The sequence below is a fragment of the Ruegeria sp. CF4 genome, assembly GCF_056537345.1.
Genome location: NZ_JBQFRJ010000001.1, coordinates 594902 through 609081 on the forward strand (window position 1 = coordinate 594902; position 14180 = coordinate 609081).

Annotated in this window: 14 protein-coding genes; 7 read left to right on the forward strand and 7 right to left on the reverse strand. The window is 60.5% G+C overall.

Features of this window, described 5'->3' with window-relative positions; all coding sequences use genetic code 11:
- Nucleotides 1-54: 54 nt before the first annotated feature.
- Entirely contained in the window at nucleotides 55-912 is an 858-nt protein-coding gene (mazG, locus tag ACR0NF_RS02950; protein ID WP_480469581.1) for a nucleoside triphosphate pyrophosphohydrolase, read from the reverse strand.
- A gap of 66 nt (nucleotides 913-978) precedes the next feature.
- Between mazG and ACR0NF_RS02955 the strand changes: the two genes are divergently transcribed.
- The 4 genes from ACR0NF_RS02955 (at nucleotide 979) to ACR0NF_RS02970 (ending at nucleotide 4586) form a co-directional block, all read left to right on the forward strand.
- Nucleotides 979-2142: a M20 aminoacylase family protein gene (locus ACR0NF_RS02955; RefSeq protein ID WP_170595399.1), complete on the forward strand. Its 1164-nt coding sequence runs from the start codon at nucleotides 979-981 to the stop codon at nucleotides 2140-2142.
- Nucleotides 2143-2154: 12 nt separating this feature from the next.
- Nucleotides 2155-3123: an agmatinase gene (gene speB / locus ACR0NF_RS02960; RefSeq protein WP_480777742.1), complete on the forward strand. Its 969-nt coding sequence runs from the start codon at nucleotides 2155-2157 to the stop codon at nucleotides 3121-3123.
- A gap of 59 nt (nucleotides 3124-3182) precedes the next feature.
- The gene (speB, locus tag ACR0NF_RS02965) at nucleotides 3183-4118 is read left to right on the forward strand and encodes an agmatinase (RefSeq protein ID WP_480469584.1); all 936 of its coding nucleotides are present in this window, start codon (nucleotides 3183-3185) and stop codon (nucleotides 4116-4118) included.
- Nucleotides 4119-4184: 66 nt separating this feature from the next.
- Nucleotides 4185-4586, forward strand: a complete 402-nt coding sequence (locus ACR0NF_RS02970; protein ID WP_480777743.1) for a DUF1499 domain-containing protein — start codon at nucleotides 4185-4187, stop codon at nucleotides 4584-4586.
- Here ACR0NF_RS02970 and ACR0NF_RS02975 read toward each other — a convergent pair.
- Nucleotides 4512-4814 carry a hypothetical protein gene (locus ACR0NF_RS02975; RefSeq protein ID WP_480777744.1) on the reverse strand — a complete coding sequence of 101 codons (303 nt, stop codon included), beginning with the start codon at nucleotides 4812-4814 and terminating at the stop codon, nucleotides 4512-4514. The genes ACR0NF_RS02970 and ACR0NF_RS02975 overlap by 75 nt on opposite strands.
- Before the next feature lie 62 nt (nucleotides 4815-4876).
- On the opposite strand from ACR0NF_RS02975, the gene prfA reads away from it, so the two are divergent.
- The 3 genes from prfA to ACR0NF_RS02990 all read left to right on the forward strand — a co-directional run bounded on the left by prfA (nucleotide 4877) and on the right by ACR0NF_RS02990 (nucleotide 7593).
- Nucleotides 4877-5932: a peptide chain release factor 1 gene (prfA, locus tag ACR0NF_RS02980; protein ID WP_480471891.1), complete on the forward strand. Its 1056-nt coding sequence runs from the start codon at nucleotides 4877-4879 to the stop codon at nucleotides 5930-5932.
- On the forward strand, nucleotides 5929-6774 hold the full coding sequence (prmC, locus tag ACR0NF_RS02985; protein WP_480657430.1) for a peptide chain release factor N(5)-glutamine methyltransferase: 846 nt from the start codon (nucleotides 5929-5931) through the stop codon (nucleotides 6772-6774). Before prfA ends, prmC begins: the two co-directional genes overlap by 4 nt.
- Before the next feature lie 240 nt (nucleotides 6775-7014).
- On the forward strand, nucleotides 7015-7593 hold the full coding sequence (locus ACR0NF_RS02990) for a DUF4167 domain-containing protein (protein ID WP_480469588.1): 579 nt from the start codon (nucleotides 7015-7017) through the stop codon (nucleotides 7591-7593).
- Nucleotides 7594-7651: 58 nt separating this feature from the next.
- Here the strand turns inward: ACR0NF_RS02990 and rsmA are convergent, their stop codons facing one another.
- From rsmA to lptG, 5 genes are all read right to left on the reverse strand, one after another.
- Complete coding sequence (gene rsmA, locus ACR0NF_RS02995; RefSeq protein WP_480657431.1) at nucleotides 7652-8494, reverse strand: 16S rRNA (adenine(1518)-N(6)/adenine(1519)-N(6))-dimethyltransferase RsmA; 843 nt, start codon at nucleotides 8492-8494, stop codon at nucleotides 7652-7654.
- 81 nt (nucleotides 8495-8575) lie between these two features.
- Nucleotides 8576-9541, reverse strand: coding sequence for a 4-hydroxythreonine-4-phosphate dehydrogenase PdxA (gene pdxA / locus ACR0NF_RS03000; protein WP_480777745.1), 966 nt, complete (start codon nucleotides 9539-9541; stop codon nucleotides 8576-8578).
- Complete coding sequence (locus tag ACR0NF_RS03005) at nucleotides 9538-10782, reverse strand: peptidylprolyl isomerase (protein ID WP_480469591.1); 1245 nt, start codon at nucleotides 10780-10782, stop codon at nucleotides 9538-9540. Before ACR0NF_RS03005 ends, pdxA begins: the two co-directional genes overlap by 4 nt.
- The gene (locus tag ACR0NF_RS03010; RefSeq protein WP_480469592.1) at nucleotides 10773-12932 is read right to left on the reverse strand and encodes an LPS-assembly protein LptD; all 2160 of its coding nucleotides are present in this window, start codon (nucleotides 12930-12932) and stop codon (nucleotides 10773-10775) included. The genes ACR0NF_RS03005 and ACR0NF_RS03010 overlap by 10 nt, the downstream gene beginning before the upstream one ends.
- On the reverse strand, nucleotides 12932-14032 hold the full coding sequence (lptG, locus tag ACR0NF_RS03015) for an LPS export ABC transporter permease LptG (RefSeq protein WP_480469593.1): 1101 nt from the start codon (nucleotides 14030-14032) through the stop codon (nucleotides 12932-12934). Before lptG ends, ACR0NF_RS03010 begins: the two co-directional genes overlap by 1 nt.
- Nucleotides 14033-14180 lie beyond the last annotated feature (148 nt).

Sequence of the window (14180 nt, forward strand, 5' to 3'; positions counted from 1 at the left end):
CGGGGGGCGTGAAGATCGGACACTCGCAAGTGTCGCGGGACTTGTCTACCAGATTTACACGTCCGCCGGAGCATCCACCGGCGGGAGTTTGCCGTTGGCGCGGTGTTCTTCGATTTTCACCTCATCCCACAGCGCGTCCATCTCGGCCAGGTCGCTTTGCGTAGGCGTTCTGCCACGTTCGGCCAGTCGCGCTTCGACCTTCTCAAAACGGCGGGTGAACTTGGCGTTGGTGCGGCGCAGGGCGGCCTCGGGTTCGATGCCTAAGTGCCGGCCGAGGTTGACGATCACGAACAGCAGATCGCCGAATTCATCCTCGAGCGCGTCGGCATCCATGCTGTCGCGCGCTTCTTCCAGTTCGGCGGCCTCTTCGGTGATCTTGGCGAGGACATGGCTGGCATCGGGCCAGTCGAACCCGACACGGGCGGCGCGTTTCTGCAGCTTGTGGGCACGTAGCAGGGCGGGCAGGTTGGCGGCAACCCCGTCCAGCGCCCCTTTCTGTTCCTTGCCCGCGCGTTCAGCGGCTTTGATGGTTTCCCAATCCAGCGTCTGTTGATCCGCCGACTTGTCTCGGGACTCATCACCGAAGACATGTGGGTGACGGGTAACCATCTTGTCCGACATGGTGCGCACCACGTCTTGGAAGGTGAAATGCCCAGCCTCTTCAGCCATTTGCGCGTGGAAGACGGATTGGAACAGCAGGTCGCCCAGTTCTCCTTTCAGCTCGTCGTAGGCCTCGCGTTCGATGGCGTCGGCGACCTCATAGGCTTCCTCAATCGTGTAGGGCGCGATGGTGGAAAAATCCTGTTCGATGTCCCACGGGCAGCCGGTTTGCGGGTCGCGCAGGCGGCGCATGATTTCCAGCAAACGCTCGATACCCGCGTCCGTGTCGTGGATCAGAGGATTTTCGGCCATTGCGAACCCTTTCGTTCCGGTGTCAGATGCATCCATCCCGCAGTCAGGATCAGGAGTCCACCCCAGATGCCCGTCGTCAACCGAATTGCCGATTACGCCGCTGATATGGCCAAGTGGCGCCAGCACCTTCACACCATCCCCGAATTGGAATTCGAATGCTATGAGACGGCCGCCTATGTGGCCGAGCGTCTGCGCGAGTTTGGGGTAGATGAACTGCATGAGGGAATCGCCAAAACCGGCATGGTCGCGATCATCAACGGGCAGGGCGAGGGACCGACTATTGGTCTGCGCGCTGACATGGATGCTCTGCCGATTACCGAGGAGACGGGCGTGGACTACGCCTCGAAAAACCCCGGTAAGATGCATGCCTGCGGTCATGACGGGCATACAACCATGCTACTGGGTGCTGCGCGCTATCTGGCCGAAACGCGGAATTTTGCGGGCCGGGTTGCGCTGATCTTTCAGCCTGCCGAGGAAGAGGGCGGCGGCGCGGGCGTGATGGTTGAAGAAGGCATCATGGATCGGTTCGATATCTCTCAGGTTTACGGTATCCATAACACTCCGGGTCGGCCCGAGGGGCTGTTCGAAACCACGCCGGGGCCGCTGATGGCCGCAGTAGATACGTTTGAGATCCATATTCAGGGCGTGGGCGGCCACGGGGCAATGCCGCATGAGACGCGCGACCCGGTGATGGCGGCTTGCGGAATGGCGCAGGCGATCCAGACCATCGTCAGCCGCAACCACTATGCGCTGGACGATCTGGTGGTGTCGGTGACGCAGATACACACCGGAACAGTGAATAACGTGATACCTGATACCGCTTATCTGAACGGCACCGTTCGCACCTTTGATCCGGCCGTGCAAAGGATGGTCAAAGAGAGAATGGCGCAGATCGTGGCGGGGCAGGCGGCCACGTACGGTGTCGAGGCCAAACTGGACTATCAGGAGGGTTATCCCGCCACTATCAACGACGCCGACAAGGCGGCATTCGCGGCTGAAGTGGCGCGGGATGTATCCGGCGCGGAACGCGTGAAAGATGATGCTGGGCGTGAGATGGGGGCCGAGGATTTTTCCTACATGCTGCAGGCCCGACCCGGTGCTTACCTGTTCATGGGGCAAGGAGATGGCGCGGGGCTGCACCATCCGAAATACAACTTCAATGACGACGTCGCGCCGATCGGAGCGTCCTTCTTCGCACGGATCGTCGAAAAGGCACAGCCGTTGGGCTGACAGGGAAAAGACATGGCACTGGAAGATGCAAAGAACCAGGTGGATGAGGCATTCACCAACCCCGATCTTAAGGGGCTGTCCTATGAAAACACCTTTGGCGGCGCGACTTCATTCCTGCGGCGGCTTTATACCAAAGACCTGACGGGTGTGGATATTGCTGTAACCGGCGTGCCTTTCGATCAGGCGGTGACAAACCGCCCCGGAACCCGGCTTGGCCCTCGTGCGATCCGCGAGGCCAGTGCGTTGCAATCGCCTGATGCGCCTTATGGCTGGCCCTTTGACGCGCTCAGCGAGCTGGCGATCGTGGATTATGGAGATATGGCCTACGACTATGCCAATATCCCGGCCTTTCCCGACACGCTGACCGATCATATCCGTACCATTTTGGCGGCGGATGTGGCTTCGGTCACGCTGGGAGGGGATCACTATATCAGCTTCCCGATCCTTAAGGCCTATGCCGAGAAATATGGGCCAATGTCACTGCTGCAATTCGATGCGCATACGGACACCTGGGCCGATGACGACATGTCCCGCGTGGACCACGGAACGATGTTCTACAAGGCGGTAAAATCGGGGTTGGTTGATCCGAAACGCTCGGTTCAGGTGGGCATTCGCACCACCAACGAAGACACGTTGGGCGTTAACATCATCGACGCGCGCGAGGTTTACGAATCCGGCCCCGCCGCCGTTGCGCAGAAGATCAAAGACATTCTGGGCGATAGCCCCGTTTACTTGAGCTTTGATATCGATGGTCTGGACCCGGCCTTTGCGCCCGGAACCGGGACGCCAGTCTGGGGCGGTCTGACCTCGATCCAGGCGCAAATCATCCTGCGCGACATTGCCGGGATCAATATCAAAGGTGGCGATGTGGTCGAGGTGTCTCCGCCATTCGACACCTCTGGTGCGACGGCGATTGCGGGGGCGCATGTGGCGACGCAGATCATTTGTCTGCTGGGGTGGAACAAGCTTGTGAAGCCTTAACCTTTGGTTAGGCATAATCCCGGTATCTGCTTGGTGAGGCACCGGATCGGAGACATCATATGACCGAATTCAACCAACCGATTGGCGGCAATGATCTGGCGCGGTTTTCTGGCCCGAATACCTTCATGCGCTTACCGCAGGCGTCTTCGCTGGAGGGGCTGGATGTGGCTGTGCTAGGCGTTCCGATGGATATCGGCACCTCGTGGCGGTCGGGCACGCGGTTTGGACCCAAGCAGATCCGCAGCGAGAGCGCGATGATCCGGCCCTATAATATGGCCAATGGCGCGGCGCCGTTTGACCATCTGCAGATCGCAGATATCGGGGATCTGGCGATCAATACGTTCTCGCTGGCCGACAGTCTCAAGATCATCAAAGACAGCTATGACGGTATACTGGGGCAGGGTGTCATCCCGGTGGCGATGGGCGGAGATCACTCGATCACCTTGCCGATTCTGCGGGCAATGGCAGCCAAGCACGGGCCAGTGGCTTTGGTGCATGTGGACGCTCATGCGGACGTGAATGACGAGATGTTTGGCGAGAAAGAAACCCACGGAACAGTCTTCCGTCGCGCCTATGAGGAAGGGTTGATCGTGCCCGACAAGACCTTCCAGATCGGCATTCGCGGCTCGGGCTACGCGGCCAGCGACTTTACCGAGGCGCAAGGTTGGGGGTTCCGCCAATACCCGGCATGGGAGCTATGGCAGCAGAACCTGACCGAGATCGGCTCACTGATCCGCAAGACGGTCGACGATCATCCGGTTTATATCACCTATGACATCGACAGCCTCGACCCGGCTTTTGCACCGGGAACCGGTACGCCCGAGATTGCGGGTCTGACCACGCCACAGGCGCTGCAGCTGATCCATGCGCTGGCGGGTATGAACGTGGTGGGCTGTGATCTGGTAGAGGTATCTCCGCCCTATGATCCGTCAGGCAATACCGCGTTGACTGCGGCGAACCTTCTGTTCGAGCTGCTGTGCATCCTGCCGGGGTGACGCCACGATAGGGGTGTTGGTCGCCCTCGGACTGGGTAGGCTTTGCGCAAAGGGATCGAAGGGCAGATGAAAATGGTGCTTTGGCTGTTGATTTCGGTGGGCATTGCGATGGGCGCATATGTTCGTCTTGCGCCGTCTGACCCAACGCGCTGGCATGTTGCCCCCGAAGGCGTGGATCGAGATTTTAGGAACGGCGTAGTGCGGGTCGTTGAGGCAGCCCCGGGAGGGCTGGAGCAACTCGATCATATTGCCCGCTCGACGCCGCGCACGACGGTGCTGGCAGGTTCGATCGAAGAGGGAATGATAACCTATGTCATCCGTTCCAGGGTATTCGGGTTTCGCGACTACACGACCGTGCAGCATGACGGGGATAAGCTGCGCATCTATGCGCGCTCAAGATTTGGTCGGAAAGATTTCGGCGTCAATCGACAGCGGGTCACCCACTGGCTTGCTTTGCTGCAACCCTGACGACAAGCACCCCTCTTGCACCTCGCGCCACATGGGCACGTTCAGCGACATCTGGCATTGGGCCATGAACATGCGACCGTCGACCTGTAGGCAGATCATCTCGCCCAGCTCGATGCGGCTGCCGGATTTGTCGGTGCAATAGCAATCGCGGGTCTTGCCATCGGGACCGACGTAATCGGCCATTGCAGGGCTTGAACAGAGGGTTAGGGTCAGGATCAGTCGTTTCATACCTCAAACCTAGCACAAGGCAGGGCCTTGACCAACGCCCCCGGATGAGAGACACCGCCCGGATGATCCCCGAAGAACGTCTTGAACAGATCACCCAGCGATTCCAGTACCTCGAAGCGGCCATGGCGGATGGTGCCTCGGGCGGGGATATTGCGGCTTTGGCCAAGGAATATTCGGATCTTAAGCCAGTCGTTGATCAGATTATGGCGTGGCGGCAACTGGTCAGTGATCTGACCGAGGCCGAGGCGATGTTGGCTGACCCGGACATGAAAGAGCTGGCGGAAGAAGAAATCCCCGAGCTGCAGGCACGTATCCCCGAGGCGGAACATGCGCTGCAACTGGCATTGTTGCCCAAGGATGCCGCTGATGCGCGCCCGGCGATGCTGGAGATTCGGCCCGGTACGGGTGGGGATGAGGCTGCGCTGTTCGCCGGAGACCTGCTGCGCATGTATCAGCGCTATGCCGAAGCGCGGGGCTGGAAGTTTGAGATAATCGAGGAACAGGCCTCTGATCTGGGTGGGATCAAAGAGGTCGTGGCCCATATCAAGGGTGACAACGTCTTTGCGCGGATGAAATACGAATCCGGTGTGCATCGGGTGCAGCGGGTGCCAGAGACGGAAAGCGGCGGGCGCATTCATACCTCTGCGGCGACGGTGGCGGTTCTGCCCGAGGCTGAAGATGTGGACATCCAGATTGATGCTAACGACATCCGGATCGACACGATGCGTAGCTCGGGCGCCGGGGGGCAGCACGTCAACACCACCGACTCGGCGGTGCGGATCACGCACTTGCCGACCGGGCTTGTGGTGACCAGTTCCGAGAAATCCCAGCATCGCAACCGTGAGATTGCGATGCAGGTGTTGAAGACGCGGCTTTATGATCTGGAGCGTCAACGCATCGACAGTGAGCGTTCTGCAGATCGCGCCAGTCAAGTGGGTTCGGGCGACCGGTCGGAGCGGATCAGGACTTATAATTTCCCCCAAGGTCGCATGACGGATCACCGTATCAACCTGACGCTCTATAAGCTCGATCAGGTGATGCAGGGCGATCTGGATGAGGTGATCGACGCGCTGACCGCAGATGATCAGGCCCGGCTGCTGGCCGAGATGGCGCAATGATTGCGGCGTTGACGGCAGCTCAGGCAATGGTGGCCGCCACTGCGCGTTTGCGGGCCGCAGGCGTGCCCGATCCGGCGCGGGATGCGCGGGTGCTGCTGGCCCATGCAGCGCGGATCGAGGCCAGCCGGGTGACGCTGATCGCGCCCGAGGAACTGCCTGTCGATATTGCGGAGCGCTATGACCAGCTGATCTCGTTGCGGGCCATTCGGGTGCCGGTGTCGCACCTGTTGGGCGAGCGGGAATTCTATGGCCGCCGGTTCCGGGTCAGCCGCGATGTGCTTGATCCACGCCCCGAAACCGAGGCTTTGATCGAGGCGGCGCTGAGCGAGCCGTTTGACCATCTGCTGGACCTGGGTGTGGGCTCGGGCTGTATCCTGATCACCTTGCTGGCCGAGCGCAGCAGCGCCTCGGGGCTGGGTGTGGATCTGAGCGAATCTGCCTGCCTGCAGGCCAGCGCCAACGCCGTGCAGCATCAGGTGCAGCCACGGGTGGAGATTCGGCAATCCGATTGGTTTGAGAACATTGAGGGGCAATTTGACCTTATTGTTTCAAATCCGCCCTATATTTCCGTTGAGGAAATGGATGATCTGTCGCCCGAGGTGCGCGAGCATGAACCGCGCATGGCCCTGACCGATGAAGGGGACGGGTTGGGGGCGTATCGCCGGATCGCCGCCTCGGCACCGGATTTTCTGATGCCGGGTGGGCGGTTGCTGGTCGAGATCGGGCCGACGCAGGGCAAATATGTTTCGGCCTTGTTTGATGCGGCGGGGTTGGTGGATATCCGCATAATCCCTGATCTGGACGGTCGGGATCGGGTTGTGGGTGCCAGAATGCCGCAGTAATGGGCCCGGCTGAGGCTGAAATGTGCCGATTGATGTAAAAAAGCTGCGAAATATCGGACAAAGCCCTTGTCTGAATGCGCAGGACATGTTTACTCAGGATTAGTCGGCGAGGTTGACGCTGTTTCAGCGCGCCCCTGACGCCAAGCCCAAAAAGTCGATGACGCGTTAAGGCACAAGCCACCGAGCAGCGTTAGATACGGGTTGATCGACAGTGAGTTTATAAGGCTGACGTAAAGTAAGATGAGATCTTCCAAATCCCGTTCGCGGGCCAAGAACAACCGCAATCGTCCTTCTGGCGGCAACGTCGTAAACCGGGTTTTTGACAGCTCGGGTCCTGAGGGCAAAGTGCGTGGCACCCCGCAGCAGATCATTGATAAGTACAACCAGCTGGCGCGCGATGCGCAGCTGTCCAATGACCGTGTGGCCGCCGAGAACTTTCAGCAGCACGCCGAGCATTATCTGCGCATGTTGAGCGAGGCGCAGCGCGAGATTGAAGCCCGCCGCGAAGAGCAGGAACGCCAGAACCGTGAACGGCAGGCTGAGCGTGATCGCGAACGTGCTGAGCGTCAGGAACGCGAGGCGGCCCGTCAGGCCGATCCGGCAGAGGCTCCGCAGCCTGATGTGATGGATTTCAGCGCGCCCGAGGCCACACCCGAAAGCGGGCTAGTCGAAACACCTGAGAACAAAGGGGCGGAGGCACCTGAGAAAAAGGAAAAGCCCGCTCGCAAGCCCCGCGCGCGCAAGCCGAAACCTGCGCCTGCGGCAGAGGCTGAAGCTGAGCCCAAGACAGATGGCGATACGCCCGAAGCGGCTGAGTAAGACCAGCCTCAGAAGAGACAAAGCCCCGAGGTTTCGACCCGGGGCTTTTTTCTTGGTGTCAGTTTTTCTGAACTTCGCGGGCCAGGGCGCAGAACGCCTCTAGCGGGACCTGTTCGGCGCGTTCCGTGGGCTGGATGCCTGCGGCAAGAAGGCGGTCCTCGATGTCAGGTGCCACGCCTTTCAGCGAGGCGCGCAGCATCTTGCGGCGCTGATTGAAGGCGGCGGCCACGACACGGGACAGAGTGGCGGCGTCCGCCGGATAGCGGGGCTCGGACAGCGCGGTCAGGTGGACCACGGCGCTGGAGACCTTTGGTGGTGGTGTGAAGGCCCCGGGCGGCAGCGACATGGCGATGCGCGCTTCGGCCCGCCATTGGGCGAGGATGGCGAGACGGCCATAGGCTTTGCCGCCGGGTTGGGCGACGATGCGTTCGGCCACTTCGCGTTGGAACATCAGCGTCAGGCTTTGCCAGAAGGGCGGCCATTGTGGCGGGGTGAGCCAACGGACCAGAAGCTCGGTCCCGACATTATAGGGTAGGTTGGCGGCCACGCGAATGGGCGGTGTCAGATGGGCCAGCGGGTCGATTTCAAGCGCATCGCCATTGATCACCTCTAGCTGGCCCGGATAGGCGGCGGCGATATCGTTTAGGGCGGCGATACAGCGTGTGTCTTTTTCCACCGCCACGACCTTGCGGGCCCCTTCGGAGAGCAACCCCCGGGTCAGGCCACCGGGGCCGGGGCCGATTTCGAGGACATCGCATTGTGTCAGATCCCCGGCCTGCCGTGCGATCTTGGCGGTCAGGTTGAGGTCGAGCAGGAAGTTCTGGCCCAGCGATTTGCGGGCTGAGAGCTGGTGCGTCGCGATGACCTCACGCAATGGGGGAAGGGAGTCGATGGCGCTCATGGCTTCACCGTTGCGTGTGTTGGAGGCGGAGTGCCAGAGAATTTTTGCCTCCGGCGGGGATATTTTTGGCCAGATGAAGCATTAGCGGGTATTGGCCATGGATTGGGCGAGCCTTAGCGCTTCGATCAGGCTGGTGGGGGCGGCGATGTTCTGACCGGCGATATCCAGTGCCGTGCCGTGATCGGGGGAGGTGCGAATGAACGGCAGGCCCAGCGTGACGTTCACGCCTTTGTCGAAATCCAGCGTTTTGATCGGGATCAGGGCCTGATCGTGGTACATGCAGATTGCTGCGTCATAATTGGCGCGTGCGGCGGCATGGAACAGGGTGTCCGCCGGGTGCGGGCCGGTGAGTGTGGTGTTTTCGATGCTCAGGTCGGACAACAGGGTCGCGATCCAGTCCATCTCCTCGGTTCCCATCTTGCCGCCTTCGCCTGCATGCGGGTTCAGGCCGGCAATCGCGATCCGGGGGGTCGGGATGCCGAATTGGGTTTGCAGGCTGTGGGCTGTGATCTCGATCGTGTCGCGCAGCAGGTCGGGCGTGAGCGCCGATGGAACTTGCGATAGCGGGATGTGAATGGTGGCCGGGACGACGCGCAGCTGATCGCTGGCCAACATCATCACAACGCGTTTGCGGCCGGCCAGAGCGGCGAGGAACTCGGTATGGCCCGGATAGGCGAAACCGGCTCCGTCGATCAGGGCCTTTTTGTTGATCGGTGCGGTGCACAAGGCAGAGGCCGCGCCCGACTGGACCAGCGCAACGCCCTGTTCAATGGCATCGATGACCGAAGGCGCATTGGCCGGGCCGGGATGGCCGGGCCGGTTGGGGGCGGGAAAATCCAGTTGCAGAACAGGCAGGGCGGATGCGCTGGCCGCGCGCGCCTCAGACGGATCGGCTATCCGGGCAATAGGGGTGTCCTGTGGCAGGTGCGCGGCGTCTCCGATGTAAAAGAACGGGCAATTGTCGCGTAGCGCCTTCCATGCCTTGGCTGCGATCTCGGGGCCAATTCCGGCGGGATCACCGCAGCTGAGGGCGATGGGGGCCGTCATTGCTCGATGATGACGGCGTCAGCCCGGAGTTGTTGCAACAGACTATCGGCAAAGGCCTGCAGGCGCTGCTGGGTCAATGCGTTGGCGACATCGGCGCGGGTGGTCTCTTCGCCCAGATTGCGGGTGCGGTTGCACAGCATCAGGAACACCAGGGTCTGACCGTTATTGCGCGTCAGCGTAGTCGACACCTCGTTCGGGTCCAGCTTGGCCAATTCCAGCGCGATATCCCGCGGGATCTCGGAAGGTTTGGCGGTGACGCGATCCAGCACCTCGGCAGGTTGATCCTTGGCAAGGCCATAGAGGTCATCGCAGGTGTCGATTTCTTCGCGCAGCTTAGCGGCGTCTGCCAGTGTTTCGGCGCTGCGACCTCCTGCGAGGTAATAGGCGGCGTAGTCGATCTCGGAATAGTTCGGGGTGCCGGGGGCAACCTCGCGGATACCGCGCATCTGGAACAGGGCGACGGCATTGCTGAGCGACAGGGGTTGCGTGATCTCTCCGTTTTTCAGACCAAGGATAACCGGTTGCAGCGCGGGAGGCAGATTGCTGAGCGACAACCAGTCGAGCCGCCCGCCTTCTTCGCGCGTGGCGGCAGCGGAATATTGAATAGCGGCTGACGAGAAACTTTCCTGATCCGTGAGCTGGGAAATCTCATCGGCCAGTGCTTCGGCTTGTGCCAGCGTCTGCGGGGTGACCGGGATGATGATTTCGGATAGCAGAACCTGAAGGCCGCCACCGCCACCTTGCCCGAGGGCGCGGTTGATCTCGTCTTCGGTGGGGCGCGATTGCGACAGGTAGCGCGCGCTGACATATTCGCGCCACGACAGCTGATCGGCGACGAAATCGCGCACGGTCTCGCGCGAGACGCCAGCTTCGTTGAGCAATCTCAGAAAATCTTCGCTGCCAAGATTGCCCCGAGCGGCGAGTTCATCGATTCCGGTCTGGACGTCTTCGGGGGCGACCTGAATTCCGACCTCGCGCATCGCTTGTTTGCGCAGACGGTCCTGAATCATCGCTTCGCGCACCTCGTCCTCGGAACTGCCGGGGGCACCGAGCAATTCAAGGAATTGCTGGCGTTGCTGCAGTTCGTACCAGGTCACGATGTCCTGATTGACGCGGATGGCGGGTGAGAACAGGCTTTGACTGAAAGCCTGCGGTGCCGTCATGCCACCCAATGCGACGGCAAAGAAGGCGGCGCGCCAGCCAGAGCGGAGAATTGTGGTGAAACCTGAGATCAGCTGCATCTTTTCTTGAACTTCTTGCCTTCGCCTTCGACGGAGTACCCTGTCAGGGCTACGGTAAAGCCGAATTCTGTCGAAGGCTCAATACTTGATGTCGAGGTAAAGCGCCTGTTGACGGTCATATTAACTTGCACACATTCGTTACTGTAGGTCAGCCCGAAGCCCAGACGGAGTGGTTCGGATTCGCTGATATCATATCGCGCACTCGCACGTGTCAGCCAGTTTTGGTCGATCCGATAGCGCCCGGCAACCCTCAGTTCCGAAATTTCATCATTATTGAGCTCGGCCGGATCGGGTTCAAGCCAGACATAGCCGCCGCTCAGCGATGTGTCACCCTTGGTCCAGGCGGCGCGGAGCTCGGCCTTGGTGAAGCTGAAATCGCTGTTCAGCAATCCGCGTGCCGCAAGGGTCAGGCCCCGGCCATTGTTCAGCTGCCCTGCCAGCAGCAGGTCCGATTTGGTACCTTGCAGGCCCGAGGTCAGGGTGAAATCCGGGTCGGCATCGGCGCGGAAGACCTGTCCGATGGTCGCCAGCGCGTGCCAGCCATCGGCCGCGTACCGCGCCCAGTTCACGCCGATGACCGCAGTGGTCCCGTCCTCGCGCCGGTCTTCGGCTGGAAAGCGGGAAAGCGACAGAAGGTTGCCCTGATCAAATTCCTGAAACGTGCTTTCGTCATTCGGGACATCCGTGTCCGAGACATCAGTCCAGCCGATCTGAGCGATGGGCTCCAGTATCTGGGTGGCTCCGCTTTGCTCGCGCCGTTGCATGGGATAGCGCAGGGTGAAGGCCGCGCGCGGTGTGGCGCGGGTTACATCATTGGGAAAACTGCTGTCGTTGCGGATGTTGAACGTATCGATCGCGGCACCCAGCTGGGCGTCGGCGCGCAGACCTGTGGCAAAGGTCCAGCTGCGCAACCATTCGGCATCGAATGTCGCGCGGGCGACGTCGCGCCCGACAATGTCCTCATCGCTGGTGCGGGTATGGGTATGCCCGATAAAGGCCAACGCGACTTCACCCCCAATGGCTTTGGGGAAATAGCGCTTGCGGAAGTCGATGTCGAAAATGCGCGAGGGGATCTCATCCTGCTCTTCGCTGTCACGGAGGGTTTCATAGTGGATGAAGCTGGTGCGGAACGCGGTGTCCCGTTTGATCCGTTCCAGGGCAATCTCGCTGCGCAGACGGTCGAAATCGGGCAGGCCGTAATCGGCCAGATAGGCATCATCCGAGGTGGTTTTGATGTCGAAAGTCAGGCGATAGCTGTTCTGCAGGTTGAAATAGCCATCCGCGAAGAAATAGCCGCGATCCTGATTGGGTTGGATGTCATCCCGGGTGTAGGCGCCGCGCAGACGGATTCGGCCGTTTTTGAACGCCTGCCGATAACGCAGCCCCAGTGTGCGGGTTTTGGACGACACATATGGGGTGACCGTCAGGTCCTTATGATCGCCAAGCTTGAAGAAATAAGGTACCTGCAATCCGGTTCCGAGCTGCGAGGTCGTGCGGATCGACGGCACAAGAAACCCGGTGGCGCGGTCCAGGGTCGGGTCGGGCAGGCGCAGGAACGGGAAATAGAATACCGGCACATCCAGGACACGGAATTGGGCACCCTCGAAATAAAGCTGCCGTTCGACCTGATCATGGGTCACTTTGCGGGCGCGGATTTGCCAGAGCGGCGGTTTTCCATTGGCACAGACATGGCACGAGGTGGCTGCCACCTTGCTGAACTGCGTATAGCGTCCAGCGGCACGGGTTGCCTGCACCGAAGCGATCTGAACCTGCTGATCAAACACCATTCGCGCGCCGGTCAGCAGACCGTTCTGAATGCCGCTGTCCAGTTGCGCGGAATCAGCCAGCAGCGTGGATTGGCCGCCCTGATCGATGCGGATCGGGCCCGTCAGGGTCAGCTCTCCGGTCTCGCGGTCGTAGGTAATGCTTTGGGCGGTCAGCTTCACGTCGCCCTGAAAGGCTTCCACATTGCCCTCGGCAACCAGTTTGCGGTCGGGGGTGATGAAGATCTGATCGGCTACCAGCAGCGCGGGCTGGTCTTGACCGCCTGCGTCGGTTGTTGGGGCGGTATCGTCGCTCTGTGCACTGGTTGCAATGGGCAGTGTCAGGATCAGCGCGCTGGATAGCAGCAGGGGAAGCAGGGCACGCATCAGCCGTCCTCCGCATGCAGCAACAAGCCCAGCGACAACAGGATCCCGGCAAAGGGCGGGGCCCAGGCGGCGACAAAGATGGGCAACTGTCCGTTTTCACCCAGAATTTGAGCGAAATTGCGGATGAAATAGATGCCAAAGCCCAGCAGCACGGCAGTCAGCACCGCAATGCCAGTGCCGCCAAAACGCACATGGCGCATGGTAAAGGCCGCGCCAATCAGGACCATCGAGACCAGAAATAGCGGGCGCGCCAATTGGACCTGCAGCCAGACCTCGTATTGCTTGGTTGAAAAACCGGCCTCGCGCAGATCACGAATCAACTGTGGCAGGTCGTAGACCGAGACTGAATCCTGTTGCCCCAGAGTATCCAGGATACGGTCACGGGTGAGCGTGGTCGGCAAATTCAGCACCTCATGTGTGATCGCGTTGGTCTCTGGGTTGAGGTCGTCTGCTAGTGTCCAGACCTTGACCTCATGCAGTGCCCAGTGGCCGTTTTCCAGTTCAGCACGCTTGGCGGCGATTTGTTCGGTGGGTTTGCCCTGAGACGAGAATGTCGTGATTGTCACGTCACGCAGTGCAAACCTGTCGCCATTGACCGTGCCAAGCGCATGGATGACTGACTGACCGCTGGCCGAGCCCTGACGCAGCCACAGCCCATCGCGGCTGATGGACAGGGTCGAACTGCCGTTGTTTCGAAAATCATCTGACAGGCGCTGGTATTCCTCGGATGTTGCTGCAGCGATTGGATTGAGTAATGAAACAGCAAGCGCGCCAATGGTCAGCGCCAGCAGGACCGGAGCCAGCAGCGCCCGGATGCCCGAGCGCCCGATGGCGCGTGTCACCACCAGTTCCGAGCTGCGGGCGAGGCCCACGAACAATGCAATCGTCGCAAGGATCATCAACAGCGGCAGCATCTCACTGATGGCTGTGGGGGTGTTCAGCAGGGTCAATCGCAAAAGCTGCCCGAAGGACAATCCGACCCCGTCAAAGCGGCGCACCTGCTCGATCAGGTCGATCAGGATCATCAGGGTCAGAAAGATTCCGCCGATCACCAGAAAGCTCTGGATGAAACGTCGGGCAAAATAACGGTCGAGGATCACGCAGGCATCTCCGCCCGATTGCGGCACTGGAGAATCGCGCGCCGCACTGGATTGATGCGCGACAGCCTATGCCTGCCGAATGATGCCACGTTATGTCCCCCGGGCCTGCAATTATTTTCGGGCGACCATAATGCAAATGCCCGTCGGG

Bases quoted from the DNA above. Each gene is read 5' to 3' on its own strand.
- mazG (WP_480469581.1), bottom strand. From the start codon at position 912: ATGGCCGAAAATCCTCTGATCCACGACACGGACGCGGGTATCGAGCGT.
- ACR0NF_RS02955 (WP_170595399.1), top strand. From the start codon at position 979: ATGCCCGTCGTCAACCGAATTGCCGATTACGCCGCTGATATGGCCAAG.
- speB (WP_480777742.1), top strand. From the start codon at position 2,155: ATGGCACTGGAAGATGCAAAGAACCAGGTGGATGAGGCATTCACCAAC.
- speB (WP_480469584.1), top strand. From the start codon at position 3,183: ATGACCGAATTCAACCAACCGATTGGCGGCAATGATCTGGCGCGGTTT.
- ACR0NF_RS02970 (WP_480777743.1), top strand. From the start codon at position 4,185: ATGAAAATGGTGCTTTGGCTGTTGATTTCGGTGGGCATTGCGATGGGC.
- ACR0NF_RS02975 (WP_480777744.1), bottom strand. From the start codon at position 4,814: ATGAAACGACTGATCCTGACCCTAACCCTCTGTTCAAGCCCTGCAATG.
- prfA (WP_480471891.1), top strand. From the start codon at position 4,877: ATGATCCCCGAAGAACGTCTTGAACAGATCACCCAGCGATTCCAGTAC.
- prmC (WP_480657430.1), top strand. From the start codon at position 5,929: ATGATTGCGGCGTTGACGGCAGCTCAGGCAATGGTGGCCGCCACTGCG.
- ACR0NF_RS02990 (WP_480469588.1), top strand. From the start codon at position 7,015: ATGAGATCTTCCAAATCCCGTTCGCGGGCCAAGAACAACCGCAATCGT.
- rsmA (WP_480657431.1), bottom strand. From the start codon at position 8,494: ATGAGCGCCATCGACTCCCTTCCCCCATTGCGTGAGGTCATCGCGACG.
- pdxA (WP_480777745.1), bottom strand. From the start codon at position 9,541: ATGACGGCCCCCATCGCCCTCAGCTGCGGTGATCCCGCCGGAATTGGC.
- ACR0NF_RS03005 (WP_480469591.1), bottom strand. From the start codon at position 10,782: ATGCAGCTGATCTCAGGTTTCACCACAATTCTCCGCTCTGGCTGGCGC.
- ACR0NF_RS03010 (WP_480469592.1), bottom strand. From the start codon at position 12,932: ATGCGTGCCCTGCTTCCCCTGCTGCTATCCAGCGCGCTGATCCTGACA.